This window comes from Nakamurella multipartita DSM 44233, assembly GCF_000024365.1.
GTDB lineage: Bacteria > Actinomycetota > Actinomycetes > Mycobacteriales > Nakamurellaceae > Nakamurella > Nakamurella multipartita.
Map to the genome: position 1 here is coordinate 1,031,130 of NC_013235.1, position 25,481 is coordinate 1,056,610.

At 72.4% G+C, this 25,481-nt stretch carries 25 protein-coding genes and 3 pseudogenes; 11 read left to right on the forward strand and 17 right to left on the reverse strand.

Features of this window, described 5'->3' with window-relative positions:
- Nucleotides 1-12: 12 nt before the first annotated feature.
- The 8 genes from NAMU_RS04675 to NAMU_RS04710 form a co-directional block, all read right to left on the reverse strand.
- The gene (locus tag NAMU_RS04675; RefSeq protein WP_015746261.1) at nucleotides 13-657 is read right to left on the reverse strand and encodes a hypothetical protein; all 645 of its coding nucleotides are present in this window, start codon (nucleotides 655-657) and stop codon (nucleotides 13-15) included.
- Nucleotides 658-823: 166 nt separating this feature from the next.
- Complete coding sequence (locus NAMU_RS04680; RefSeq protein WP_015746262.1) at nucleotides 824-1,702, reverse strand: 1,4-dihydroxy-2-naphthoate polyprenyltransferase; 879 nt, start codon at nucleotides 1,700-1,702, stop codon at nucleotides 824-826.
- A gap of 190 nt (nucleotides 1,703-1,892) precedes the next feature.
- The gene (locus NAMU_RS04685; protein WP_015746263.1) at nucleotides 1,893-2,474 is read right to left on the reverse strand and encodes a mismatch-specific DNA-glycosylase; all 582 of its coding nucleotides are present in this window, start codon (nucleotides 2,472-2,474) and stop codon (nucleotides 1,893-1,895) included.
- The gene (menE, locus tag NAMU_RS04690; protein WP_015746264.1) at nucleotides 2,471-3,775 is read right to left on the reverse strand and encodes an o-succinylbenzoate--CoA ligase; all 1,305 of its coding nucleotides are present in this window, start codon (nucleotides 3,773-3,775) and stop codon (nucleotides 2,471-2,473) included. Before menE ends, NAMU_RS04685 begins: the two co-directional genes overlap by 4 nt.
- 1 nt (nucleotide 3,776) lies before the next feature.
- Nucleotides 3,777-4,730, reverse strand: coding sequence for a 1,4-dihydroxy-2-naphthoyl-CoA synthase (locus tag NAMU_RS04695; protein WP_015746265.1), 954 nt, complete (start codon nucleotides 4,728-4,730; stop codon nucleotides 3,777-3,779).
- 75 nt (nucleotides 4,731-4,805) lie between these two features.
- Nucleotides 4,806-7,364, reverse strand: coding sequence for a polynucleotide kinase-phosphatase (locus tag NAMU_RS04700; protein WP_015746266.1), 2,559 nt, complete (start codon nucleotides 7,362-7,364; stop codon nucleotides 4,806-4,808).
- Nucleotides 7,361-8,767 carry a 3' terminal RNA ribose 2'-O-methyltransferase Hen1 gene (locus NAMU_RS04705; RefSeq protein WP_015746267.1) on the reverse strand — a complete coding sequence of 469 codons (1,407 nt, stop codon included), beginning with the start codon at nucleotides 8,765-8,767 and terminating at the stop codon, nucleotides 7,361-7,363. The genes NAMU_RS04700 and NAMU_RS04705 overlap by 4 nt, the downstream gene beginning before the upstream one ends.
- A 42-nt stretch (nucleotides 8,768-8,809) precedes the next feature.
- Nucleotides 8,810-9,322 carry a PaaI family thioesterase gene (locus tag NAMU_RS04710; RefSeq protein WP_015746268.1) on the reverse strand — a complete coding sequence of 171 codons (513 nt, stop codon included), beginning with the start codon at nucleotides 9,320-9,322 and terminating at the stop codon, nucleotides 8,810-8,812.
- A 63-nt stretch (nucleotides 9,323-9,385) separates the two neighbouring features.
- Here NAMU_RS04710 and NAMU_RS04715 point away from each other — a divergent pair, with 63 nt between their 5' ends.
- On the forward strand, nucleotides 9,386-9,868 hold the full coding sequence (locus NAMU_RS04715) for a winged helix-turn-helix transcriptional regulator (protein WP_015746269.1): 483 nt from the start codon (nucleotides 9,386-9,388) through the stop codon (nucleotides 9,866-9,868).
- A gap of 1 nt (nucleotide 9,869) precedes the next feature.
- Here the strand turns inward: NAMU_RS04715 and trxA are convergent, their stop codons facing one another.
- Nucleotides 9,870-10,208 (reverse strand): thioredoxin, encoded by a 339-nt coding sequence (gene trxA, locus NAMU_RS04720; RefSeq protein ID WP_015746270.1) that lies wholly within the window; start codon nucleotides 10,206-10,208, stop codon nucleotides 9,870-9,872.
- Complete coding sequence (locus NAMU_RS04725; RefSeq protein ID WP_015746271.1) at nucleotides 10,205-10,618, reverse strand: MerR family transcriptional regulator; 414 nt, start codon at nucleotides 10,616-10,618, stop codon at nucleotides 10,205-10,207. The genes trxA and NAMU_RS04725 overlap by 4 nt, the downstream gene beginning before the upstream one ends.
- A gap of 207 nt (nucleotides 10,619-10,825) precedes the next feature.
- On the opposite strand from NAMU_RS04725, the gene NAMU_RS04730 reads away from it, so the two are divergent.
- From NAMU_RS04730 to NAMU_RS04750, 5 genes are read left to right on the forward strand one after another with little or no spacing between them, the layout of a single operon-like run.
- A complete protein-coding gene (locus tag NAMU_RS04730) occupies nucleotides 10,826-11,224 on the forward strand; it encodes a hypothetical protein (RefSeq protein WP_015746272.1) in 399 nt (132 codons plus the stop codon).
- A 46-nt stretch (nucleotides 11,225-11,270) separates the two neighbouring features.
- On the forward strand, nucleotides 11,271-12,029 hold the full coding sequence (locus NAMU_RS04735) for a response regulator transcription factor (RefSeq protein ID WP_015746273.1): 759 nt from the start codon (nucleotides 11,271-11,273) through the stop codon (nucleotides 12,027-12,029).
- Nucleotides 12,026-13,420, forward strand: a complete 1,395-nt coding sequence (locus NAMU_RS04740; protein ID WP_015746274.1) for a sensor histidine kinase — start codon at nucleotides 12,026-12,028, stop codon at nucleotides 13,418-13,420. Before NAMU_RS04735 ends, NAMU_RS04740 begins: the two co-directional genes overlap by 4 nt.
- Nucleotides 13,417-14,427 (forward strand): o-succinylbenzoate synthase, encoded by a 1,011-nt coding sequence (locus NAMU_RS04745; protein WP_015746275.1) that lies wholly within the window; start codon nucleotides 13,417-13,419, stop codon nucleotides 14,425-14,427. The genes NAMU_RS04740 and NAMU_RS04745 overlap by 4 nt, the downstream gene beginning before the upstream one ends.
- Nucleotides 14,428-14,467: 40 nt before the next feature.
- The gene (locus NAMU_RS04750; protein ID WP_015746276.1) at nucleotides 14,468-14,890 is read left to right on the forward strand and encodes a pyridoxamine 5'-phosphate oxidase family protein; all 423 of its coding nucleotides are present in this window, start codon (nucleotides 14,468-14,470) and stop codon (nucleotides 14,888-14,890) included.
- A gap of 28 nt (nucleotides 14,891-14,918) precedes the next feature.
- Here the strand turns inward: NAMU_RS04750 and NAMU_RS04755 are convergent, their stop codons facing one another.
- From NAMU_RS04755 to NAMU_RS04765, 3 genes are all read right to left on the reverse strand, one after another.
- Nucleotides 14,919-15,653 (reverse strand): GntR family transcriptional regulator, encoded by a 735-nt coding sequence (locus NAMU_RS04755; protein ID WP_015746277.1) that lies wholly within the window; start codon nucleotides 15,651-15,653, stop codon nucleotides 14,919-14,921.
- Nucleotides 15,654-15,743: 90 nt separating this feature from the next.
- Nucleotides 15,744-16,151, reverse strand: coding sequence for a YybH family protein (locus tag NAMU_RS04760; RefSeq protein WP_015746278.1), 408 nt, complete (start codon nucleotides 16,149-16,151; stop codon nucleotides 15,744-15,746).
- A gap of 59 nt (nucleotides 16,152-16,210) precedes the next feature.
- Nucleotides 16,211-16,975 (reverse strand): hemerythrin domain-containing protein, encoded by a 765-nt coding sequence (locus NAMU_RS04765; protein WP_217180751.1) that lies wholly within the window; start codon nucleotides 16,973-16,975, stop codon nucleotides 16,211-16,213.
- 87 nt (nucleotides 16,976-17,062) lie between these two features.
- On the opposite strand from NAMU_RS04765, the gene NAMU_RS04770 reads away from it, so the two are divergent.
- Nucleotides 17,063-18,097 (forward strand): helix-turn-helix transcriptional regulator, encoded by a 1,035-nt coding sequence (locus tag NAMU_RS04770; protein ID WP_015746280.1) that lies wholly within the window; start codon nucleotides 17,063-17,065, stop codon nucleotides 18,095-18,097.
- A 214-nt stretch (nucleotides 18,098-18,311) separates the two neighbouring features.
- Here the strand turns inward: NAMU_RS04770 and NAMU_RS04775 are convergent, their stop codons facing one another.
- Complete coding sequence (locus tag NAMU_RS04775; protein WP_015746281.1) at nucleotides 18,312-19,583, reverse strand: IS110 family RNA-guided transposase; 1,272 nt, start codon at nucleotides 19,581-19,583, stop codon at nucleotides 18,312-18,314.
- Between the two features lie 472 nt (nucleotides 19,584-20,055).
- On the opposite strand from NAMU_RS04775, the pseudogene NAMU_RS04780 reads away from it, so the two are divergent.
- The 4 genes and pseudogenes from NAMU_RS04780 to nagA all read left to right on the forward strand — a co-directional run.
- Nucleotides 20,056-21,627, forward strand: a pseudogene (locus NAMU_RS04780) (PTS transporter subunit EIIC); the annotation flags it as partial.
- A gap of 153 nt (nucleotides 21,628-21,780) precedes the next feature.
- Nucleotides 21,781-22,172: pseudogene (locus NAMU_RS31675) on the forward strand (PTS sugar transporter subunit IIA); the annotation flags it as partial.
- A 75-nt stretch (nucleotides 22,173-22,247) separates the two neighbouring features.
- On the forward strand, nucleotides 22,248-23,033 hold the full coding sequence (nagB, locus tag NAMU_RS04790) for a glucosamine-6-phosphate deaminase (RefSeq protein WP_015746284.1): 786 nt from the start codon (nucleotides 22,248-22,250) through the stop codon (nucleotides 23,031-23,033).
- Nucleotides 23,034-23,192: 159 nt separating this feature from the next.
- Complete coding sequence (gene nagA, locus NAMU_RS04795; RefSeq protein WP_015746285.1) at nucleotides 23,193-24,347, forward strand: N-acetylglucosamine-6-phosphate deacetylase; 1,155 nt, start codon at nucleotides 23,193-23,195, stop codon at nucleotides 24,345-24,347.
- Here the strand turns inward: nagA and NAMU_RS31680 are convergent.
- The 3 genes and pseudogenes from NAMU_RS31680 to NAMU_RS04805 form a co-directional block, all read right to left on the reverse strand.
- Nucleotides 24,335-24,661 carry a mycothiol transferase gene (locus tag NAMU_RS31680; RefSeq protein WP_407669228.1) on the reverse strand — a complete coding sequence of 109 codons (327 nt, stop codon included), beginning with the start codon at nucleotides 24,659-24,661 and terminating at the stop codon, nucleotides 24,335-24,337. The genes nagA and NAMU_RS31680 overlap by 13 nt on opposite strands.
- A pseudogene (locus tag NAMU_RS31365) lies at nucleotides 24,565-24,828 on the reverse strand (mycothiol transferase); the annotation flags it as partial. The gene NAMU_RS31680 and the pseudogene NAMU_RS31365, both read right to left, overlap by 97 nt.
- Nucleotides 24,829-24,923: 95 nt before the next feature.
- Nucleotides 24,924-25,433, reverse strand: a complete 510-nt coding sequence (locus NAMU_RS04805) for a MarR family winged helix-turn-helix transcriptional regulator (RefSeq protein ID WP_015746286.1) — start codon at nucleotides 25,431-25,433, stop codon at nucleotides 24,924-24,926.
- Between the last annotated feature and the right edge of the window lie 48 nt (nucleotides 25,434-25,481).

The following is a 25,481-nucleotide window of genomic DNA, read 5'->3' on the forward strand; positions in this document are numbered from 1 at the left end:
CCGGCGGGCGGCTCAGGCCACGGCCAGGATGCGGCGGCGCAGCCAGTCCAGCGAGTTCTCCAGGTCGAAGGTCAGCCGGCGGGTCAGCAGGAAGTGGTCGGGCCGCAGCACCCAGGCCTGCTTGGACTGCACCCCGATCACGCTGACCCGGATCGAGAAGTCGTGCGGGGGCCGTCCGAGCAGCGTGGGCAGCTCGGCGATCAGGGCGTTGAGGCCCGGTCCGGGGGCGGCGTGGGCGTGCCGGATCCGGGGGTCACCGCCCAGGCTGTCGGACCAGATACAGGCCTGGTGATAGTGCCGTTCGACCAGTGCGCGCAGGTCGGGGACGTGCAGCAACGCCGGAAAGTGGGGTGGGCGCAGGTCGTCGATCGCGGCCGAACCGGCGTCCAGCAGGTGCTCCCACCAGCGGGCCCACTGGTGGGCGGCGACGGCCGGATCGACCTCGCGCCGGGTGAGCAGCCGCAGCCCCCGCGGCTCGGCCGGTTCCACGGGCCGGCGGGACCAGACCGGCTGCCACTGCCAGGACGGGTCCAGCGGCGGGATCTCCGGGTCGGTGTGCGGGGTGAGGCCGGCCGCGTCGCGCACGTACAGCGCGATCCGCAGCGCCTCCGGCTCGACGAGCACGACCTTCCACCGCTCGGTCCCGGCGATGAACATCCGCCCATGGTGCCAGTCCGGCCCGCCGCGCTCCGTCCCCCGGACTCGAGTTGATCATGGGCACCACGCCGACTCCGTGTTGATCATGGGGAGAGAGCCGTTCTGGCGCTGCCAGAACGGCACTCTGCCCATGATCAACTGCCGGCGGGCGGGGCCGCCGGCACCCTCACACCCAGGCTTGCAGGGCCAGCCCGGCGCCGACCAGCACCGAATAGACGAACTCGAGCCGGCCGGTCTGGCCGAGCACGGTGATCAGGTCTCGGCCCTTGGCCCCGGCCAGCACGGCGCGGGTCGGCGGAACGGCCAGCGGCACCGCCAGCAGGACCAGCAGGCACCAGGGGTGGGTCGGCGCCAGCACCAGAGCGGCCAGGAACGCTCCGCCGATCATCAGCGCGAACACCTTGCGGCTCAACGGCTCGCCCAGCAACACGGCCAGGGTGCGTTTGCCCACCTCGACGTCGGTGTGCACGTCGCGCAGGTTGTTGGCCATCAGCAACGCGCAGGCCAGCAGCCCGATGCCGATGGCCGCGATCACCGCGTACAGGGAGATGGTCAGCGCCAGGACGTAGGTCGTACCCAGCACGGCGACCAGGCCGAAGAAGACGAACACGAAGATCTCGCCCAGCCCCGCGTAGCCGTAGGGCTTGGGGCCGCCGGTGTAGAACCAGGCCGCGGCGACACTGGCCAGGCCCACGGGGACCAACCACCAGGACGTCATCGCGGCCAGCGCGAGCCCGGCCACGCCGGCGATCCCGAAGCACAGGAAGGCGGCCCGCTTCACCGTGCTCGGCGCGGCCAGCCGGGCGCCGACCAACCGGACCGGCCCGACCCGCACCTCGTCGGTGCCGCGGATGCCGTCGGAGTAGTCGTTGGAGTAATTGACGCCGACCTGCAGGCTCAGCGAGACCACCATGGCCAGCGCCGCGCGGAGCCAGGAGAAGGCGCCCAGGTCGATGCCGGCGCCGACGCCGACCAGGACCGGTGCGATCGCCGCGGGCAGGGTGCGGGGTCGGGCGGCCTGGATCCACTGCTGAGCTGTTGCCACGTGGATCGACCCTACGTGCTCGCGCGCCCATCGCCGGCCCCACCGGCACCACCGTGACCGGGATCGCGGCCACGCCCGGTCCGCCCCCGGGCTGGCGCCCCCTGGTCGGCTTATCAAAGCCGCGCGATCGGCCCACAATTTCGCCGGATTGCGCGGCTTTGATCAGCGAAGCCGGGGGAGGGGATGGCGGTCAGCGGACCAGCGGCACGCCCGCGGCCAGCGCCGGTTCCCGGTAGGCGACGCCCAGCGAGGCGGCGGTCTCGTGGGCATTGAGCCCACTGGGGTTGGGCAGCACCCACAGCTGGGCGCCGCCCAGGTCCTCCGGTTGCCGGCCCGGGCGGGCCTTGGGCCGGCCGAAGGCCTGCCGGTAGGCAGTCAGGCCGAGCACGGCGACCACGGCCGGCCGGACGCGCTGCACGGTGGCGGTCAGCGTGCCCGCGGCCTGCCGGATCTGCTCGCCGGTCAGCTCGTCGGCGCGGGCCGTCGCGAACGGGACCAGGTTGGTGATGCCGATGCCGGCCCCGACCAGCTCGGCCCGGTCGGCCGGCGCCATGCCGCCGCTGACGTCCATCCGCTCCCGGGTGATGCCGGCCAGCTGCAGGGCCGGCCAGAACCGGTTGCCCGGCCGGGCGAAGTGGGCGTTCGCGGCGGCCGTCCACAGCCCCGGGTTGATGCCGACGAACAGCAGCCGGACGCCCGGCTCGATCAGGTCGTCCACCCGGGCGCCGTGGAACGACTCGAGCTGGGCGCGGGTGAACCGGGCCGGGCTCATCGCCGCTCCCGCAGGTCCACCACCGGCACGCCCGGGTGCGCGGCCACGGCGCGGCCGGCCAGCTCACGGGCCGCCACCCGGTCGGGCTTGCCGGGGCCGCGCAGCGGCAGCGCGTCGACCAGCACCAGCATCCGGGGCGCCGCCGCCGGACCGTGCGCCGACCGGGCGTCGGCCCGCAGCCGGTCCAGGTCGGGCGCCCCGGCATCGAGCGGCCCGGCCGGGACCACCAGCGCGACCAGCCGCTGCCCCCATTCGGCGTCCGGCACCGCGGTCAACAGGACGTCGGCCACCCCGGGGGCGGCGGCCAGGGTCGCCTCCACCCCGGCCGGCGCGATCTTGACCCCGCCGGTGATGAGCACGTCGTCGACCCGGCCCAGGACCCGCCACCGCCCGTCCACGAGCCCGCCGAGATCGTCGGTCCGGAACCGGCGGGCGCCGGCCGGATCGCGGTCGAACGCCGGGTCGCCTTGCCGGCCGCGGTACCCCCGGGCGACCACCGGCCCGGCCAGGCTGATCCGGCCGTGCTCGTCGGTGCTCACGGTGACCCCGGGCAGGGGCCGACCGTCATAGACGCAGCCGCCGCAGGTCTCGCTCATGCCGTAGGTGGTCACGGCCCGGACCCCCGCCGCGGCGGCCCGGTCCAGCAGCGCTGGCGGCGCCGGGGCTCCCCCGACCAGGACGGCGGTGAAGCCGGCCAGCGCGGTCGCGGCCGCCGGATCCGGGTCGGCCAGGATCCGTTGCAGCTGGGTGGGCACCAGGGAGACGAACCGCACCCCGGCCGGCATCGCGGCGGCCGCGGCGGCGAACCGGGCCGGGGTGAACGGCGTCGCGGTGTCCAGCACGGTCGGTGTGGTGCCCTCGACCAGCGAGCGCTGCAGCACCTGCAGCCCGGCCACGTGGTGGGCGGGCAGGGCCAGCAACCAGTGCGCCGGCCGGGTGTCCTCGGTCGGTCCGGCCTCGGTCGGTCCATCCTCGGCCGGCCCGCCTCCGGCCAGCACGCGGCGGGTGGCCCGGGCCGAGGCGAGCAGGGCGCCGGCCGGCAGTAGCGTGCCCTTGGGGGCGCCGGTCGAACCCGAGGTGGTGACGACGAAGGCCGTCGGGTCGTCCGGGTCGTCCTCGCCGGGGGCCAGCGCCCCGTCCAGCAGGAGCGCCCGGGCCGCGCGGGCGGCGGCCGGGTTGTCCCCGGCCGGCACCGGGAGCAACGCCGGACCGTCCCCGGCCAGGGCCCGGGCCAACCGGGGGAGCAGGTCGAGCACCGCGTCGCCGGTCGGCAGCGGCAGCAGCTGCAGGGCCCGGGCCAAGTCAGTAGGCCCAGGGGTAGCCGGTGAAATCCGGGGTGCGCTTCTGCAGGAACGCGTCCCGCCCCTCGACCGCCTCGTCGGTGCCGTAGGCCAGCCGGGTCGCCTCGCCGGCGAACAGCTGCTGGCCGACCAGCCCGTCGTCGACCAGGTTGAAGGCGTACTTGAGCATCCGCTGCGCGGTCGGCGACTTGCCGTTGATCAGTGCCGCCCACTCCAGCGCGACCGTCTCCAGCTGGGCGTGCGGCACCACCCGGTTCACCGCGCCCATCGCGAACATCTCCTGGGCCGAGTACTCCTGACCGAGGAAGAAGATCTCCCGGGCGAACTTCTGGCCGACCATCCGGGTCAGGTAGGCCGAGCCGTATCCGGCGTCGAACGAGCCGACGTCGGCGTCGGTCTGCTTGAACTTGGCGTGCTCGGCGCTGGCCAGGGTCAGGTCGGCGACGACGTGCAGCGAGTGGCCGCCGCCGGCCGCCCAGCCGGGCACGACGGCGATGACGATCTTGGGCATGAACCGGATCAGCCGCTGGACCTCCAGGATGTGCAGCCGGCCGGCCCGGGCGGGATCGACGGTCTCCGCCGTGTCTCCGGTGGCGTACTGGTAGCCGCTGCGGCCGCGGATGCGCTGGTCGCCACCGGAGCAGAAGGCCCAGCCGCCGTCCCGCGGGCTGGGTCCGTTCCCGGTCAGCAGCACGCAGCCGACCGAGCTGGTCATCCGGGCGTGGTCCAGCGCCCGGTACAGCTCGTCGACGGTGTGCGGGCGGAACGCGTTGCGCACCTCCGGGCGGTTAAAGGCGATCCGGACCGTGGGCAGATCGACCCGGGCCTGCTCGTCTCCGGTTCCGCCGGCCGGCCGGGTCCCGACATGGCGGTGGTAGGTGATGTCGGTGAAGTCGAAGCCCTCGACCTCCCGCCACTGGGTGGGGTCGAAGATCTCACTCACCGGCGCACTCATGGCCAGCAGCCTACGAGGCGGCACCGAGTCCATGCCGACCCATGCCGTGCCCCCGGCCGGTGCCGGGGGCGGCGGTCACAGCCGCGGATCGACCGGTTCGGACTCCAGCGCCAGCACGGCGAACACGCACTCGTGCACCCGCCACAGCGGCTCGTCGCGGGCCAGCCGGTCCAGCGCCTCCAGGCCCAGCGCGTACTCCCGCTGGGCCAGCGAGCGCTTGTGTCCCAGCTGCCGCTCCCGTAGCCGGTCCAGGTGCACCGGCTCGGTGTAGTCGGGGCCGTAGATGATGCGCAGGTACTCCCGGCCGCGCACCTTCAGGCCCGGCTGGACCAGGCCCCGCCGGCCGCGGGTGAGGTTGGCCGCCGGCTTGACCACCATGCCCTCGCCGCCCCGTCCGGTGAGCTCGATCCACCAGGCGGTCGCCGCCGCGATCGAGTCCTCGTCGGTGGTGTCGACGATCTGCCGGGCGGTCGTGGTGACCAGGTTGGGGTCGGCCGCGGCCAGCCGGTCGGCCTGCGCCAGGTGCCAGGCGTGCGGACGGCCCTGATAGCTCGCACCGTCGCTGGCCAGCACCTGGAACGGGGCGATCCGCACCCCGTCCAGCCCGTCGGTCGGCCAGCAGTACCGGCGATAGGCGTCGGTGAACGCCTGCGCGTTGGCCGCCCGCCGCCGGGTCCGGTCCAGCAGGTCGCCGACGTCGCGACCGGCGGCGGCCGCCGCCTCCAGCACGCCGATGGCCGCCGGCAGCGCCGCCCGGGCGGCCGCCCCGACCGGGGCGTACTGCTCGCGCAGCAGCTGTCCGGCCTTGGCGTTCCAGGGCAGCAGCTCGGCGTCCAGCAGCAGCCAGGAGGCGCCGAGATCGTCGAACAGGCCGGCCTTCTCGGCCGCTGCCCGCAGCCGATCGACGAGGGCGGCGGTCAGCGCGGCCGGGAAGAACGCCCGCCCGGTGCGCGTCCAGACCTGCCCGAGCTCGCCGGCGGCGCCGAACCGGTCGGCCGCCACCGTGGCCGACCGGCAGATCAGGGCCACCGCCCGCGAGCCCATGTGCTTTTCCTGGCACACCACCTGGTCCACGCCCTCGCCGCGGAAGTACTCGAACGCCTGGTGCGGGTGTTCGAGCCACGGCGGCTGCGCCGAGGTCGCCACCGGACTCATCGTCGGCGGCAGGTACAGCAGCCAGCGCGGGTCGACGGCGAACCGGCTCATCACCTCCAGGGCGGCCGCCGCGTTCTCCTCACGAACCGAGATCTTCGACAGGTAGCCGGTTTCCAGCACCCGCCGGCCGGTGACGTCGGCGATGTCCAGCACCTCCGGGTCCCGCACGATGGTCCCGGCGGTGGCCGCCTGCGCGTTAGCGGCGAACGGCCGGGCCGGTTCGTGGTAGACCCGCGCGGCCGGCACCGACACCAGCTCCCGCTCCGGGTAGCGCAGCGCGGTCAGCCGGCCGCCGAACACGCAGCCGGTGTCCAGGCACATCGTGTTGTTGATCCACTCCGGCTCCGGGACCGGGGTGTGCCCGTAGAGCACCATGGCCCGGCCGCGGTACTCCTGGGCCCACGGATAGCGGACCGGCAGCCCGAATTCGTCGGTCTCCCCGGTGGTCTGCCCGTACAGGCAGAACGAGCGCACCCGGCCGGACGCCCGGCCCTGGTACTTCTCGATCACCCCGGCGTGGCTGACCACGAGCTTGCCGTCGTCGAGCACGAAATGACTGATCAGCTCGTCCAGGAAGGTGCGCACCTGGTCGCGGAACTCGGGTGTCTCGGCGGCCAGCTGGGCCAGCGACTCGGCCAGCCCGTGGGTCACCTGCACGTTGCGCCCGGACAGCGCGCGCACGAGTTTGTGCTCGTGGTTGCCCGGCACGCACAGCGCGTGGCCGGCGGCCACCATGCCCATCACCAGCCGCAGCACACCCGGGGTGTCCGGCCCGCGGTCGACCAGATCGCCCAGGAACACCGCCCGCCGGCCCGGGCAGCGGGCGTCGACGGGGCGTCCCCGCTCGTCCCGGATCAGCTGATAACCCATGTCCTGCAGCAGGGTTTCCAGTTCGGCGCGGCAGCCGTGCACGTCGCCGATCACGTCGAACGGGCCGTGCTCGTCGCGCCGGTCGCTGTAGAGCCGGGTGCGGGTGATGGTGACCTCGGCGATCTCCGGCACCCCGCGCAGGGTGTGCACCGTGCGAAAGCCCTCCCGCTGCAGGCCGCGCAGCCCCCGCCGCAGCTGATCGCGCTGCCGCCGCACGACGTGCGGGCCGAAGTCACGGTCGGGTCGGGAGGCGTTGCGGTCCAGGGCCACTCGCTCCGGCACGTCCAGCACGATGGCCACCGGCAGCACGTCGTGCTCGCGGGCGAGGGCGACCAGCCGGCGCCGGGCCTCGGGCTGCACGTTCGTCGCGTCGACAACGGTCAGCCGGCCGGCGGCCAGGCGGAGCCCGGCGATGTAGTCCAGCAGCTGGAACGCCAGCGGGGTGGCCGCCTGGTCGTTCTCGTCGTCGGCGACGAGCCCCCGGCAGAAGTCGCTGGAGATCACCTCGGTCGGCCGGAAATGGGTGCGGGCGAACGTCGACTTGCCCGATCCGCTGACGCCGATCAGCACGACCAGGCTCAGCTCCGGCACGGCCAGTTCGCGGGTCATGCGGCACTCCTGGTGAAGATGGCCAGCTGGGTCGGCGGACCCACCTGCGGAACGTCCGGGCCGACGGCGACACATCGAGCGTGGTAGCCGAACTGGTCACCGACGCGGTCGGCCCAGGCCCGGAACTGGGCCCGGGTCCATTCGAAGCGGTGGTCCCGGTGGCGCATCGTGCCGGCCGCCAGCGACTCGAACCGCACGTTGTGCTCGGCGTTCGGGGTGGTGACGATGACCGCACCGGGCGCGGCGAAACCGAACACGCACCGCTCCAGCGCGGCCAGTCGCGGCGGGTCGACGTGCTCGATCACCTCCATCAGCACGGCGGCGTCCAGGCCGGACAGCCGATCGTCGCGATAGGTCAGCGCGGACTGGAAGATCTCCAGCCGGGCGCGCTGGTACTCGCTCATCCGGTCCAGATGCAGCCGCTGGGCGGCGATCTGCAGCGACCGGGTGGACACGTCGACGGCCACGATCCGCTCCAGCGACCCGTCGGCCAGCAGGTCCCGCACGAGAGCGCCCTCGCCGCAGCCGAAGTCGCCCACCGTTCGGGCGCCGGTGGCCCGGATGGCGGCGAGCACGGCGCCGCGGCGCAACTCGGCGAGCCGCACCGGGCGTTCAGGCTGCTCCGGCGCCGGTTCGGCGTCGTCGAACTCGGCCGGGGTGGCCTCGTCGACCTCGGCCAGCCGGGCCAGGGCGGTGCGGGTCAGCGTGCCCTGGTGGGCCAGGTAGCGGCGGGTGATCAGGTCCTTCTCCGGATGCCCGGCCAGCCAACCCTCGCCGGCCCGGATCAGCTTGTCGACCTCGTCGTCGGAGACCCAGTAGTGCTTCGCGTCGTCGAGCACCGGCAGCAGCACGTACAGCTGGCGCAGGGCATCGGCCAGCCGCAGCTCCCCGGTCAGCCGGGCGTCCAGGTACGGGGAGCGGCCCCACTCCGGGGCGACCGGGTCGAGATCGACGGCGGTGGCCTCGATCTGCCAGCCCAGCGGCTCCAGCAGCCGGCCCAGCAGGTCCGCGCCGCCCAGGCAGCGCAGTGCGGGCAGGTGGATCTGCAGCGGGATGGCCGTGGCCGCCAGCTCGGGCCGGGCCGCGCACCGGCCGGTCATGGCCGTGCCGAAGACGCTCTTGAGGGTCAGCGCGAGCATGCTGCCGGCCGCATACGGCCGATCGTTGACGTACGAGCCCAGCGCGAAACCGTCGGCGTCACGCACCTTCCCGCGCCGGACCAGCCGGATCGGGTCGACCTCCAGCAGCAGCGCCGCGGTGCAGGAGTCCGCCCCCACCTGCGGGTAGAACACGTGCGCCGTGCCCATCGACTCGGTGAACGACTGCACCCGGCCGGGGTGCTTGAACAGCAGGTAGCCCAGGTCGTCGGCCGGTCGGTGGGTGGTGGTGATCGTCAGCAGCACCCGGCGGAGTCTGCCAGTTCCGTCCGCCGCCGGCCGCTGAATTCAGCCGGCGATGGGAAAGATCAGGCAGGAGGAGGTGGCGTGGGCCAGCAGCCGGTCCCCGGCGTCGAGCAGATGGGCCTGTGCGGTGGCGGTGCGCGAGCCTGAGGTCAATACCGTGCCGACACACCGGATCCGGCCGCCGCCGGCCCGCACCGGACGCAGGAATCGGGTGTTCAGGTCCAGGCTGGTGTAGCCGGTGCCGGCCGGCAGGGTGGTGTGCACCGCGCACGCGCAGGCGGTGTCCAGCAGTGCGGCAATCACCCCGCCGTGCACCGTGCCCAGCGGGTTCATGTGGAACTCGGCCGGGTCGAGCTCGACGGTCACCCGGCCCGGCTCGACGGTGAAGTCGGCGAAGTCCAGGGTCGAGGAGATCGGCGGCGACGGCACCCGGCCGGCGGTCATCTCCTGCAGGAATTCCAGGCCGCTGAGCCGGGACAGGGAAGCCAGCGCGATCGCCGGGTCCACCCAGCGGTGCTCCCGGGTGCGCTCGGCGGGGGTCTGGGTCTGCGTCATGAACGCAGCGTCGCACGCCGAGCTGAGTTTGACAAGTAGACCCAGGGGGCTGACGATCGGAGAATGTCCGCGCCTGAAGCCCTGCAGTGGTCGGTCGACAACTGCACCATCCAGCGAAGCCTGGACGTGATGGGCGACCGCTGGTCGCTGATCGTGCTGCGCGAGGTGTTCCAGGGCATCCGCCGGTTCGACGACATGACCTTGCGCACCGCCATCCCACGCCAGGTGCTCACCGACCGGCTGCGCCGGCTGGTCGACGACGGGGTCCTGCGGCGGGTGCCCTACCGGGTGCCCGGCCAGCGCGAACGCCACGAATATCGGCTAACCGACAAGGGTCTGGATCTGTACCCGGTGCTGATCGCGCTGCAGGAGTGGGGCAATCGCTATCTGGCCGACGAGGCCGGGCCGCCGGTCGAGTTCGCCCACCGGGACTGCGGCGAGCCGGTCCGCCTGGTCCTGCGGTGCGCGGCCGGGCACGACCTGGACACCAGCCGCGCGGTGGCCGGCCGGCTCGGCCCGGGCGCGGTGCGCCGCGAGCCGGCCTGAGTCAGCGCAACGCGTCGTCGATGCGGGCCAGCAGCCGGGCCTTGGGCTGGGCCCCGACGAACGTCGCGACCGGCTCGCCGGCCACGAACAGGATCAGCGTCGGCAGCGACATGACCCGGAACCGGGCTCCGGTCACCGGGTTCGCATCGTTGTCGATCGTGCGGACGGTCAGCGTGCCGGCTCGTTCGGCCGCGATCTTGGCCAGCACCGGCGCGATCATGTGGCACGGCGGGCACCACTGCGCCCAGAAGTCGACCAGCACCGGTTCCGGTCGGGCCAGCACCTGGTCGGCGAAATTCTCGTCGGTGACGGAACGCACCAGTTCGGTCTCGGTGATCATGACGATGGCCTTTCTCGGTCCACATTCAGGTCCAGGGGGGCGCGGCAGCCGACGATGGCGCGGGCGGCCGCGGCGGCCTGCCGGGTGAGCAGGGCGGCCCGGATCGCCTGCAGTCGTTCGATCTGCGCGTCGACCTCGGCCAATTTGTGGGAGTACATCTCGAAGGAATCGGCGCACGAGTCGGACGCGTCGTGGCCCGCCCGCAGGCACTCGACGAACGGCCGGGTCTCCTCCAGGCTCAACCCCTCGGCCTGCAGCGAACGGATCTCCACCACCACCCGTACGTCGCGCTCGTCGTACTCGCGGTACCCGTTGGCCGACCGATCGGCATCCAACAGCCCCTGCGACTCGTAGAAGCGCAGGGCCCGGGTCGTCGTGCCGGCCCGCCGGGCCGCTTCCCCGATCCTCATGGCCCGATCCTCATGGCCCGATCCTCAGGACGCGCATCCTCATGACCCCGACGGTAGACATTGACGCCCGGGTCAAGGCAAGCCGGCGGGCTGCCCGTCTTCATCGAACCTGAACAGTTCCCGGACCGTCGCTGCAAACCCGGCGCCCAAGGTCACTGGTGTTGATACCGATCCGGGCGCGAGTCCGGCCGTTCAAGGAGGACGACGATGGCGAAGAAGGCGATCTGGAGCGTGCTGGCGGGAGGCGTCGCGGCCACCGCGATGGCCGCGACGGTGGCCCTGGCCGGTCCCGCGGCCGCGCAACCGGTCACCGGCCAGGCGGTCTCGGCCACCCAGGCGGCCACCGGCACCGACAAGCCCAAATACTGCGACCGGATCGACAAGGCCCTGCAACGCCGGCAGAAGCTGCAGACCCTCCTCGACGGCGACGCGAACACCCGGGGCTCGGTCGCCTGGCTGCAGGCCAAATCGCAGGCGCTGGCCACCAGCAACCCCGAGCTGTCCAAGCTCCTGGCCGACGCGGCCGCCCTGCGCTCACAGGTCAAGGACCCGGCGGCCACGATCGTCGCGGACCTGCAGGCCGTCCAGCAGGCGCATTGCAGTTAGGACGTGTCTGCTGGCCGCATCGGCCGGGACCGGTCAAGGTTGACCCATGGCCGCACATGACGACGCCGGTGCCGATCGGGGTGCTGATCGGGGGCTAGTCGTGGTGGTGGAGGACGAGTCGGTCATCGCCGACGTCATCCGCCGCTACCTGACCGCCGCCGGCTTCGGCGTCCGGTGGTGCCGCACGGGCCAAGAGGGGTTGGCCGCCGTCCGGACCGACCGGCCCACCGCCGTGGTGCTCGACATCGGGCTGCCGGACATGGACGGGCTGGACCTGTGCCGGCGGCTGCGCGAGGCCGGCGATTGGACCCCGGTGTTGTTCGTCACCGCCCGCGACGAGGACGTCGATCGCATCCTGGGTCTGGAACTGGGCGGCGACGATTACCTGGTCAAACCGTTCAACCCGCGCGAACTGGTCGCCCGCTTGCGGGCGGTGCTGCGCCGGACCGGCGGCCCGGCGGCGGCCGGGGGGACCACCCTGCAGGTGGGCCGGGTGCGGATCGATCCCGGCCGGCGCCGGGTCTGGGTCGAACCGGGACCGGGGGAGCCCGCACCCCGTCCGGTCGACCTGACGGCGACCGAGTTCGACCTGCTGGTGCACCTGGCCCGGCATCCGGGCCGGGTGTTCGAGCGGGCCGGGCTGCTCAGCTCGGTGTGGGGGTACGCGAGTGCCGCCGGGGCCCGCACCGTGGACGTCCACGTCGCCGCGTTGCGCGCCAAACTGGGGACGGCCAGCCCCATCCGGACCGTCCGGGGAGTCGGCTACTCGGCCGAGGACCGGCCCGAAGCCGTCTCGCCGCGGTGAGCGGCGCGGGCGGGCGGGCCCGCACGTCCCTGGCCGTCCGGGTCACCCTGCTGGTGATCGCCGTCGCGGTGCTGGTCGCCGCGGTGGCCGCGGTGGCCGGGGTGCTGCTGGTGCGCCGCAGCCTGCTGGACATCTCCAGCGAGGCCCTGTCGGACCGGGCGAACCTGGTGCAGGCGCAGATCACCGCCGATCCGGCCCGGGCCGACGCCGTCCTGGCCGCGACCGCGACCGCGCTGGGCGGTCAGGACACCCGGGTCGTGCTCATCGCCGCCGACGGCACCCTGTCCGGCGCCAGCCCGGTGGCGGTCCGGGCCGCCCAACAAGCCGGGGCGACCGGGGCGGTGGCCGGCCGGTCGGTGTCGGGCCGGGCGACGACCGGTGGCGAGCTGCAACTGGTGGAGGCCCGCTCGACCGGCGCCGGCGGGTTCGCCCTGGTCACCCCGGCCGACGTGGCCGCCGAGACCCGGCGCACCGTGGAGGGCCGGCTCATCTGGTCCGCGGTGGCCGGACTGCTCGCCGCCGTGCTGATCGGGCTGCTGATCGCCCGGGTGGTGTCGGCCCCGCTGCGGCGCACCGCCGACCTGGCCCGGGACATGGGCCACGGCGCCCGGGACGTGCGGGTCCCGGTCGCCGGACCGCGGGAGGTCGCCGACGTCTCGATCGCGGTGAACGAGCTGGCCGATGCGTTGCAGCACAGCGAATCCCGGCAACGGGACTTCCTGGCCTCGGTCTCCCACGAGCTGCGCACCCCGCTGGCCGGGATCAGCGGGCAGGCGCAGGCCCTGGCCGACGGCCTGGTCGCCCCGGCCGAGCAGGCCGAGGTCGGCCGGAGCATCGGCGCCGAGGCCGCGCGGATGAACCGGCTGGTCGGCGACCTGCTCGACCTGGCCCGGCTGGGCGCCGACCAGTTCACCCTGGACGTCCAGCCGGTCGACCTGACCGCCCTGCTGACCGAGATGGCCCGGGTCTGGCGCCCCCGCTGCGAGGCCGCCGGCATCCCGCTGATCGTCGAGGTCCCGTCGCATCCGGTGCCGGCCCGGACCGATCCGCGGCGGCTGCGTCAGGTGCTGGACGGGTTGGCCGAGAACGCGCTGCGGCAGCTGGCGCCCGGCCAGGTGCTGGTGCTGTCCCTGGTCGCCGGACCGGGTGCGGCCACGCTGGCGGTACGCGACGGCGGCCCCGGATTGACGGCCGAGGACTATCCGGTCGCGTTCGTGCCGGGGGAGCTGCACCGCCGCTACCGCGGGCGGCGACCCACCGGCGCCGGGCTGGGCCTGGCCCTGGCCCACGGCCTGCTGCAACGCCTCGGCGCCACCATCACTGCCGGCCCGGCCCCGGAGGGTGGGGTGGCCATGACGATCGGGCTGCCGACGGGCACGATGGGGACGTGACCGAGGACCGCGGGCCGGCCGATTCGCCCGCCGAGCTGCTGGCCGGGGCCCGCGTGTTCTCGGTGCCGATGGTGCACCGGTTCCGTGGCGTGACGGTGCGCGAGGGCGTGCTGCTGCCCGGGCCGGCCGGCTGGGGCGAGTTCGCGCCGTTCCGCGACTACTCCGACGAGCAGTGCGTGCCGTGGCTGCGGGCGGCGATCGAGTCGGCCACCGTCGGCTGGCCCGAGCCGCGGCGCGACCGGGTGCCGGTCAACATCATCGTCCCGGTCATCGACCCGGCCCGGGCGGCGGATCTGGTCGCCGCGTCGGGGTGCCGGACGGCCAAGGTCAAGGTGGCCGACCCGGGGATGGAACTGGCGGCCGACCTGGACCGGGTGGCGGCGGTGCGCCGGGCGCTCGGCCCGACCGGGGCGATCCGGATCGACGCCAACGGGGCCTGGACCGTGGCCGAGGCGATCCCGGCCATCGCCCGGCTGGACGAGGCCGCCGAGGGGCTGGAGTACGTCGAGCAGCCCTGCCGCACCCTGGCCGAGCTGGCCGAGCTGCGGCTGCGGGTCCGGCCCAAGATCGCCGCCGACGAGTCGATCCGCGGGGCCGCCGACCCGGCCGCGGTGCGGCTGGCCGACGCGGCCGACGTGGCCATCGTCAAGGTCGCGCCGCTGGGCGGGGTGCGCGCGGCGCTGCGGATCGCGCAGGGCGCCGGAGTGCCCGCGGTGGTGTCCTCGGCGGTGGACAGCGCGGTCGGGCTGACCGCCGGCATCGCCCTGGCCGCGGCGTTGCCCGAGTTGCCCTACGCCTGCGGGCTCGGCACGGGCGTGCTGCTGGCCGACGACGTGTGCGGCCGGCCGCCCCGGCCCGTGGACGGGGCGCTCGAGGTCGTCACCCGGGCACCGGATCCGGATCGGATCGACGAGGTGGCCGCCGGCGCCGAGGCGACGGCGTACTGGCGGGACCGGCTGCGCCGGGTGGCGCTGATCACCCAGGCGCTCACGCAGGGCAGGACTTAGGTCACTGGCCGCAGCGGATCCGGCCCACCATCATCGGTCCATGACCGAGACCCTCGTCCCCGTGACCCCCATGGCTCCCGACGCGTGCTGGGACCTGCTGCGCGGAAATCAGTTCGGCCGCCTCGCCCTGGCCGTCGGGAACGAGCCGGAGATCTTCCCGATCAACTACGTGGTGCAGCGCGGCACCCTGGTGTTCCGGACGGCGCCGGGCACCAAGCTGGCCGCGCTCACGGTCAACGATGTCGTCGCCCTGGAGATCGACGGATTCGACCAGGAATCCGGATGGAGCGTGGTGGTCAAGGGCCACGCGCATCCGACCGAATGGGGCGAGGACTTCGAGGACGCGGCCAACTCTGGCTTGCGGCCATGGGTGGCCACCGTCAAGCAGGTGTTCGTGCGGATCCAGCCCAGCCACGTCAGCGGGCGCAGCTTCGTCTTCGGCCCGGAGCCCGAGGCGCTCTGATCCGCTCGTCGGCCGGCGTCGGGGGCGCTCAGCCGGCCCCGATCGGCAGCGGCACGTCGTCGCCGAGCCGGTGCCGGGCGACGAAGCGGAACCGGTCGCCCCGGAACACCGACCGGGTCCACTCCACGATCTGCCCGTTCTCGGCCCACCCCGTGCGGTGCACCAGCAGCATCGGCAACCCGGTGTCCACCCCCAGCAGCGACGCCTCGACCGGGTCGGCCAGCGCGGTCTCCACCACGTCCTCGACCGCGGCGATCTCGATCCCGAACACCTCGCGCAGGGTCCGGTAGAGCGAACCGCGCCATTGCAACTCGTTGCCCAGGTCCGGCAACGGGCCAGGCAGGTGCGCGATCTCGTGCGCGATCGGCTCGTCGCCGGCGGTGCGCAGCCGCTCCACCCGGTGGAAGCTCGCGCCGGGGTCGATGCCCAGGTGCCGGGCCACCTGCTCGTCGGCCGGCCGCTCGGTGATCCCCAGCAGGACGCTGCCCGGCTGCCAGCCCTCCTCCTGCAGGTCCTGGGAGAACGAGGTCAGTTGCCGGACCTGCATCAACTTGGGCTCGGCGACGAAGGTGCCACGGCCCTGGGTCCGCTCCAGCCGGCCGTCGACGACGAGTTCGGCGATGGCCTGCCGGACCGTCGTGCGGGAGGTGCCGAACCGTTCGGCCAGCTCGCGTTCGGTCGGCACCGGGGACCCGGGCGCCAACCCGGCGATGAGCTCCAGGATCTGGCTCTTCACCTGGTAGTACTTCGGCACCTTCAGCACGGACGGCCCCTCGTGGTCCTCGGCCAGCGGCAATGGTCTACGCCAATCACTCTAGCGGCCGATTCTCCATGGCGGCCCGCGGCCCGAACGTCAGGCCGGATCGAGCAGGTCCGGCGAGCCGCCGCCGAAAGGATGATCGACGACGTACTGCCAGCGGCCGCCGGGTTGCCGTCGGAGGACCTCGGCGGTGACGCCCCGCAGCACGACGGGCCGGCCATCGGCGTCGCGGCCGCCCTCCATGTGGAAGGCAACACTGCTCAGGGCCAGGTCGCCACTGACCAGCCAGTGCCGGGGGGTGAAGTGCAGCGTCCCGCCCAGGCCGAGGAACCATTCCAGGGCGGCGCGGATGGCGCGGGTGCCCTGAACCGGCTCGGCGCCCGGGCCGGGAACCAGCACGGCGTCGGGTTCGTACATGCCCATCAGGGTGTCCAGATCGCCGGCATTGAAGGCGGCGGCCCATTCCCGGTTGAGCGCGTGCGGCAGTTCGGTGGTGGTCACGGGGGTCTCCTCGGTGCGGTTGGGATCGGTGCGGTTGGGATCGGTGTGGTTGGGATCGGTCAGGGTCGGGGCGTGCCGTGCAGGCGGCGGGCGTAGCGCGCGTAGATCCGCGGGGCCAGCAACGGCACGATGCCTCGGGCCGGCGGCGGCGCGGACTCGAGCATGGTCCGCAGCACGTCGGGATCGCCTTCGTAGGCGAACATCCCGAACACCAACAGCATCTTCGACTTCGGCACCGACGCGGCTCCGGCCGCACCGACCGCGGCCCACTGGGCCGGGGTCAGGTGGGCGGCAGCCAACGGCAGGAGTTCGCGTTCCTCGGTGTCCAGGTGCGTGACCAGCAGCCCCAGCAGCTCGTCCAGCGCGGTGATCAGCAAGTCCCGACTCGCGTCGTCGACGTCGGTGGTCCAGCGCTGCCGGGCGCGGCCGACCCGTTCGAGAGCGCGGTCGATGTCGGTGTGCTGGGCTTGCGCCTCCTCGAGGCGGGCCAGATCGTCGGCGGTGAGCAGCGCGCGCAGCGGCGGCCACAGCAGCTCGTCCTCGCCGGTGTGGTGGTGGTGCAGGAGATCGCACATCAGCTGCAGGTGGGCGTCGACCCGCCGGGCGGCCCGGTGCGCGCCGGTGGGGACCCGGGCAACGGCCCGCGGGGCGAGCCGGAACTCCCGCAGCATCGCGGTGTGCACGACGATCATGTCGCGCACGTCGACCAAGGGATTCTCGACGGCCGTCGGGGCCGGGCTGAGCCGTGGGTCCAGCCGGCGCGGCGTCATGGGTTCGTGCTCGAGGTCACGGCCGGCGGGTTGTTCGGAGCGGGTGTTCGTCATGCGGCAAGCGTCGCCATCGGCCGCCGGAGCGGACATTCCAAGAACTTGGGATCTTGCCCGCGGGGTCGATCCGTCGATGATGGTCAGGTGCACACACCGTGGCGGCCGTTGCCCGACCTGCTCGCCGAAGCCACCGTCGCCGATCTGCACGTGTCGGCGTTGGCGGACCTGGTGTACGCATCGGTGGCTCGCTACGTCCGGTACGACTTCGGATGTCTGGCCGTCACCGATCCGGCCAGCTGGGTGGTCACCTGGGCGTCGAAGACCCGGTCGTTGGGGGTGGGCGACGAGGAGTTCGCCGCCGTGGAATACGGGCCACCGGACCTGAACTCCTTTGCCGAGATCGCCCGCCGGACCCCGCCGGTCGGGGCGTTGTGGCTGGACACCGGCGGCCATCCGGAGCGGTGTCGGCGGCACCGCGAATTCATGCGGCCCCGGTTCGGGTTCACCGACGAACTACGGGTGGTGTTCCCCAGCCGGGGGGTGATCTGGGGCGGGATGGCCCTCTACCGCGCTCATGACGAGCCACCGTTCAACGAGGGCGACGTCGATCAGCTGGCCGGGGTCGCCGGTCTGCTGGGTGCAGCGCTGGCCCGGAGCCTGTTCCGGCCCATGCCGCACCCGGAGGCCGCCGGCACGCCGCTGCAGGCCGTGCTGATCGTCGACCGCGCCGACCAGGTCACCCATCTCACGTCCTCGGCCGACGCCGCCGTGGCCGAGCTCGGCGGGTGGGACCACGGCTCGCTGCCGGCCAGCGTGCTCACTCTGGTGGCCACGACCCGGACTCGCGGAGAGCCGGCGCAGACGGTGGCCCATACGCCCTCGGGCCGGTGGCTGCGCCTGCGGGCCGCACCGCTGTCCGGACCGGACGGCGGCGACACGGTCGTCACCATCGATCCCACACCCCGGGCCGCCCTGAGCCGGCTCGCCCTGGCCGCCCACGGACTGACGGCCCGGGAGGAGGACGTCGCGCTGCTGGTCCTGCAGGGGGCCAGCACCCAATCGATCGCGTCCGCCCTGCACCTGTCGCCGCACACCGTGCAGGATCATCTGAAGAAGATCTTCGGCAAGGTCGGGGTCAGCAGCCGCCGTGACCTGACCGCCCGCCTGACCCTGGGCTGACCTGCGTCGGGGCGTCCGGTCGGCGCACCCGCTCCCTCGCCGGCCCCTGCCCGCGCCTGCCCTCCCCGCGTCGCCTTCCCCGCGCGGCCTCCTCCTGCTGTTGATCAGTCGAAAATAGGTGACGGGCGGCTCGGACGGGGGCGTGTTTGAGTTGCCGGCCTGCTGGTGTGGGCTGGTTGGTGACGGGCGTGGGGGTTGGCGGGGCGGGGTTAGTTCATGCGGCGTCGTTGTGGGTGACGGTGTAGCCGTTGGTTTCGAGGATGGTGCGGGCGCGGCGGATCCGGTTCTTGTCCAGGTCGCGGCGGCGGTATTCGTTCAGGTAGGTGGGTCCGAGGTCGTGGTAGTCGGTGTCTTTGCGGATCAGGTGGTGACAGGTCTCCAGGATGATCCTGGAGATCGCGACCAGGGCTTTGGTTGGTTTCATCCGGGTACACAGATCGGCGTACTTCGCGGCCAGGTACGTGCTGTGGGTGCGGGCGGCGGCCTTGGCGCACTGGAACAGCACTGCGCGTAGTGACCGGTTGCCCTTGCGGGTCCGGGTCGAGAGGTGTCGTCCGGCTGATTCGTTGTTCCCGGGGCTGAGCCCGGCCCACGAGGCCAGCCGGTCGGTCCCGGTGAACCGGCTCATGTCGATCCCGATCTCGGAGACGATGATCATCGCGGCGCGGCGGCTGACTCCCGGGATCGTCTCGAGGTGGTCAACCGCTCGGGCGAAAGGGGCGATCTCCTGGTCGATCTGTTGGTCCAGGTCCGTGAGGAGCGTGTCGAGGTCGTTGATCTGTCGCATCATCGTGGCGGCCAGTCGCGCGTGGTGGTCGGTGAAGTGTCCGGTCAGGGCCTCGGTCAGTTCCGGGAGCTTGCTGCGCATCCGGACCAGCGCCAGGTCCGCGACCTGGCGGGGATCACTCATCGCCCCGGCCGGGTCGTTGATCATCGCGTGCAGCATCGCGGTGGCCGATTTGCCGGTGATGTCGCTGACCGTGCTGGACAGCTTGATCCCGGCGGATTCGAGCAGATCCTGCAGCCGTTGCACGGCGCGGGTCCGGTCGCGGACCACGTTGCTGCGGTACCGGGTCAACTCCCGCAGCTCCCGCACCGGGATGTCCGGCACGAACGAGGGTGTGACGAGCCCGAGCTGAGCCATCCGAGCGATCCATTCGGCGTCCTTGACGTCGGTCTTGTTGCCCGGTACCCGTTTGACGTCCCGCGGGTTGAGTAGCCAGCATCTGAACTGGTCTTCCAGCACCAGGAACAATGGTTTCCAGTACACCCCGGTCGATTCCATCGCGACCAGCTCGATGTCCAGTTCGGTCAGCCAGTCCCGTAGCCGCAGCAGCGATGGTGTCGTCGTGGCGAAGGTGCGGACCTTGAGTCGTTTGACCCGGCCGTTCTCGATCAGCCGGACCGCGACCTTGACATCGCGCTTGGAGATGTCCATCCCCGCGACCCGGCCGTAGGCGATCTCGTCGTCGTCGATCACCGGCATCAGCCTTACCTCCGTTTCCGGTATCCCTTGTGACGGGTGGTGCCGCCGTCGGGTGGGAGGTCTCCCGGCAAAGACGATCAGTCACGTGCTCGAAGCAACACCACGGGATCCCTGACCGACCTCCAGCGTCCAGTTCATGGCCAGGCTCGCCGGCACCAATCAACATCGACGTCAGACAACCCGAGGGCAGCACCAAGAACATTTTCGCCGCCACGGGACGGCCCGCAAGGGCCCCCAGTCGTTCATGGGCAGATTGCCGTTCTGGCTCGGTCATACCGGCACCCTTCCATGATCAACATATTTGGGGGGTGCCGATCTCTTGACGGATCGATTGGTCTATGCCAATCTAGTCGCAGCAAGTTGGTCTATACCAATCCAGACGATTCCCACGATCACCCATCGGGCACCGTTCCGCCGACACCGGTCGACCGGCCACCAACCAGGAGGACAGAACCTTGCGAGGTCATCGCTGATGAGCACAGTCAAGGAGTCGACCGCGGTGTCGACCAAGAACTCGACGGCCAAGTCGGCCAAGAAGTCCGGGCTGCGCATCCCCGGATTCGCCCAGCTGCAGCGCCTCGGCAAGAGCCTGATGCTGCCGATCGCGCTGCTGCCGGCGGCCGGCATCCTGCTCCGGTTGGGTCAGCCCGACCTGCTCGGCGGCATCAAGACCCCGGTCATCGGCCCGTTCTTCGAGGCGATGAGCGCGGCCGGCGGCGCGGTGTTCGCCAACCTGCCGCTGCTGTTCGCCATCGGTGTGGCCATCGGCTTCGCCAAGAAGGCCGACGGATCCACCGCGCTGGCCGCGGCCGCGGGGTACCTGGTGATCGAGGCGGTCTTCAAGACCATGTCGCCGATCGTCCTGGAGGGCGTCGTCGACGTCGCCGGGGTCCAGGCCCAGATCAACTACAGCGTCTTCGCCGGCATTCTGGTCGGTCTGGTCACCGCGTTGCTGTTCGACCGGTACCACACCATCCAACTGCCGTCCTATCTCGGCTTCTTCGGTGGGCGCCGGTTCGTCCCGATCGTGGTGTCGGTCGCCTCGCTGGTGATGGGCTTCGCGCTGAGCTACTTCTACCCGATCTTCGACGCCGGGCTCACCTCGGTCGGCCAGTTCATCGGCGGTTCCGGTGCTTTCGGCGCCTTCACCTACGGGTTCGCCAACCGCATGCTGATCCCGCTCGGCCTGCACCACATCCTCAACACCTACATCTGGTTCATCTACGGCGACTACCAGGTCCCCGGCGGCGATGTCGTCACCGGTGAGCTGACCCGGTTCGCCGCCGGCGACCCCACCGCTGGGCTGCTGACCTCCGGTTTCTACCCGATCCTGATGTTCGGCCTGCCGGCCGCCGCGCTGGCCATGATCCACATGGCCAACAAGAAGCAGAAGAAGATCGCCTTCGGCATCCTCGGCGCCGCGGCCATCACCGCCTTCCTCACCGGTGTCACCGAGCCGCTCGAGTTCGCGTTCATGTTCGTGGCCTTCCCGCTGTACGTGGTGCACGCGGTGCTGACCGGCCTGTCCCTGGCCGTGGCCTACATGCTCGACATCCATCTGGGCTTCTCGTTCTCGGCCGGACTGATCGACTTCCTGCTCTACGGAACGGCTCTCGCGGCCAACAACGTGTGGATGCTGCTGGTCATGGGCGTGATCTTCTTCGCCGTCTACTACGTGCTGTTCCGCCTGGTCATCCGCTGGTGGAACCTGCGCACCCCGGGTCGTGAGCCCGAGGACGAGTTCGAGGCCGAGCAGGCCGCCAACAACGAGGACGGTCCGGTCGCGGTCTCCGGCGGTTCGGTCGCCACGGCCGCCGCCGTTAAGGCCGAGCAGCTGATCGCCGCATTCGGCGGCCGGGAGAACCTGGTCAACGTCGATGCCTGCATCACCCGGCTGCGCATGGAGGTCGCGGACAAGGACCAGGTGAACAAGGCCCGGCTCAAGGCGCTCGGCGCCGCCGGTGTAATCGAGGTCGGCAACAACGTGCAGGCCATCTTCGGCACCCAGGCCGAGCTGCTCAAGAACGACATCAAGGACGCCATGGCCGGTCCCGCCCCGGCCCAGGTCCCGGTGAACGAGCCCGAGCCCGTGGCCGCCGCTCCCGCCGCGCCGGCCGGAACCGGCTCCCGCACGCCGATTCTGGCCCCGGTGCCGGGTCGCGCCGTGCCGCTGCAGCAGGTTCCGGACCCGACGTTCGCCCAGGGCATCGTCGGGAACGGAGCGGCCATCGATCCGCCCCGCGAGATCATCGACGCGGTGGCCCCGATCAGCGGCAAGGTGCTGCAGATGCTGCCGCACGCCTACATCATCGTCAGTGACGACAACGTCGGTGTCCTGGTGCATCTGGGCCTGGACACGGTGCAGCTCAAGGGCGAGGCTTCACCGCCCTGGTCAAGCAGGGCGACGCGGTGACGGCCGGTCAGCCGGTCATCACCTACGACGTGCCGGCGGTGGTGGCCAGCGGCCGCAACCCGATCATCCCGGTGATCGTGATGGACAAGAAGGCCGACGACATCGCGCTGGCCGACGTGATCACCGCCGGCGGGCAGCTGTCCGCCGAACAGCAGATGTTCACCGTCACCTCCTGATCGACCGACGGGCGGCGGCCGGGCAACCGGCCGCCGCCCCGTCCCCCGTCCTGCCTCGACTTTAAGGGAACCCCAATGGAAATCGTCATTCTCCCGGACACCACGGCGATCGGAGCGCTCGCCGCCGACGCCATCGTGAACCTGGTGCAGCGCAAGCCGGACGCGGTCCTCGGCCTGGCCACCGGATCGTCGCCGCTGGCCATCTACGACGAGCTGGCCGCCCGCTACGCCGCCGGCCAGGTCTCGTTCGCCCAGGCCCGCGGCTTCACCCTGGACGAGTACGTCGGGCTGCCGGCCGACCACCCGGAGACCTACCGCAACGTCATCCACAAGGACTTCGTCGATCGGGTCGACTTCGCCGAGGGCGCGGTGCGCGGACCCGACGGGCTGGCCACCGACATCCCGGCCTTCTGCGCCGCCTACGAGGACGCGATCGTCGCGGCCGGCGGGGTCGACCTGCAGATCCTGGGCATCGGCACCGTCGGGCACATCGGGTTCAACGAGCCCGGCTCCTCGCTGGCCTCCCGCACCCGGATCAAGACCCTCACCCGGCAGACCCGGATCGACAACGCCCGGTTCTTCGGCGGTGACGTGGACGCGGTCCCGACCCACTGCCTGACCCAGGGTCTGGGCACCATCATGGCCGCCCGGCACATCGTGCTGGTGGCCACCGGCCCGCAGAAGGCGGAGGCCGTGCACCACCTGGTCGAGGGCGCGGTCAGCGCGCTCTGGCCGGGCACCATCCTGCAGCACCACCCGCACGTGACGGTCCTGCTCGACGGCGCCGCCGCAAGCCGGCTGCAGCTGGCCGACTACTACCGCGAGACCTACCAGGCCAAGCCGGCCTGGCAGGGCATCTGACCCGCCCCCCACTCCCGCCCCTCCCGAACCCGCCCCTCCCGAACCCACCCCTCCCGAAGTTGATCATGGCGTTCTCTGCAGCACCGTCGGCGTGTCGCCGGCGGGTCGAGCAGAGAACGCCATGATCAACAGCAACGAGCACAGAGAAGGAACCGTTCCATGCTGATCACCGCCGACACCATCGCCACCGGGGCGGAGCTGCTCCGGCCGGGCTGGATCGAGGTCGCCGACGGACGGGTGGTCGCCCTGGGGGACGGGGCACCGCCACGGTCAGCCGACCAGCCGGCCGACCGGGACCTGGGCGCGGTGACGATCGTCCCCGGCTTCGTGGACATGCATGTGCACGGCGGCGGGGGAGGGGCGTTCCCGGAGGCCAGCTTCGCCACCACCAAGGCCGCGGTCGAGCTGCACCGGCGGCACGGCACCACCACGATGGTCGCCTCCCTGGTCACCGCGACCGGGCCGGAAATGCTGCGGCAGGTCGGCATCCTGGCCGAGCAGGTGCAGGACGGCCTGGTCGCCGGTGTGCATCTGGAGGGCCCGTGGCTCTCCCAGCATCGCTGCGGGGCCCATGAGCTCTCGGCCCTGCGTGACCCCGACCCGGCCGAGCTCGACCGGGTGCTGGCGGCCGGCCAGGGCACCATCCGGATGGTCACCCTGGCGCCCGAGCGGGCCGGCGGGCTGGCCGCCATCGGCCGGCTGGTCGACGCCGGGGTGATCGCCGCGATCGGCCACACCAACGCCACCTACGAGCAGGCCCGAGCCGCGATCGAGGCCGGCGCCACCGTCGGCACCCACCTGTTCAATGCGATGCGGCCGGTGCACCACCGCGAGCCGGGTCCGGTGATCGCGCTGCTGGAGGACCCGCGGGTGACCGTGGAGATGATCACCGACGGGGTGCACCTGCATCCGGCGCTGTACCGGGACGTCACGTCCAACGTCGGTCCGGACCGGATCGCCCTGATCACCGACGCGATGGCCGCGGCCGGCATGGCCGACGGTGCCTACCGGCTCGGCGCGCTCGACGTCGACGTCCGGGACGGGGTCGCCCGGGTCGCCGGCACCGACACCATTGCCGGCAGCACCGCGACCATGGACCAGGTGTTCCGGTTCGCCGTGCTGCACAGCGCCCGGCCACGGGACGAGGCCCTGCTGGTCGCGGTCCGGCAGTCCTCGGTCAACCCGGCCCGCGCGCTGGGCCTGCCGCCGGCCGGTCTGGCCCCCCAGGCGGCCGCCGATCTGGTGGTCCTGGATGAGGCGCTGACCGTGAGCGGGGTGCTGCAGGCCGGCTCCTGGGTGGTTCAGCCCGGCTGAGGCGGGTCCTCGCCGACCAGTCCGTCGATCGCCTCGCGGAACAGGTCGGCGTGCCCGACGTGCCGGGCGTACTCATCGTGCAGGTCGACCAGCAGGCGGCGGGCGCTGGGCCGCCGGTCGGGTCGGGGTCGAACCGGGCCGACCGGTCCAGCCCGCCGTCGGCCAGCACGTCGGCCACGGCGGCCCGGCCGCGATCCGCGGCGGTGGACCAGAGCCGGTACAGCTCGTCGGCGCCGTCGTCGGCGGCCGAGCGCCAGGGATAGTCGGGGTCGGCGTCCCAGTCCACCGAGCGCCAGGGTTCGGGCATGGGCCAGCCGGTCAGCCGGGTCGCCGTCCAGTCCTCGACCATGGCCAGGTGCTTGAGCAGGCTGCCCAGGGTCATCGCGGACGGCGGGTGAGCCCGCCGCAGCGCCGCATCGTCCAGGCCGCCGCACTTCCAGGCGAAGGTGGCGCGGGAGCGGTCCAGCGCGAACTGCAGCATCTGCCCCTCGTCGGCATCCGCCGCCGCCTCGTGGATCGTGGTGTCCAGAGTGTTCTCGGTCACGTTCCCCACGGTAGCGCCGGCGCCGGGCCGGGTCAGCCCGCCGATGTGCCGCCGGACCGGCGCCGGTCCGGCCGGGCATCGACCAACCGCGCCGTCTGCTCGTGGGTGATCTGGATGGAGCGCTCGAGATAGTCGGCCAGAAACTCCAGGTCCTGCTGCCGGTACCCGGCGTGCAGCTCGTCGAAGGCCCGGCCGATGGCCAGGTAGACGTTCTCGCCCTCGGCCAGCGCGGCCAGGTCGGGCTCGACCAGGACCTTGCGCCGGTCGTCCGGATCGGGGGTGCGCCGCGCGACCCCCCGCCGGGTCAACCGATCGATGACCCCGGTGACCGCCCCGGTGGTCAGGTGCAGCTCCTCGGCCAGCCGCCCGGCCGTGACCCGGCCCTCCCGGACCAGCACGCCGAGCGCCTTCATGTCCGACACGCCCAGGCCGTAGTGGGCCGCCGCCGCCTGCTGGAAGACCGCGGTCTCCGTCGCGTTGCGCTCCCCGAGCACGCGCAGCCGATCGATCAGCGCCGCCCGGTCGGCGTGGTCGTCCGCCACGTGAACCTTCCCTTGTCAGCTAAGTATCTTAGTAGCTAAGATGAATCT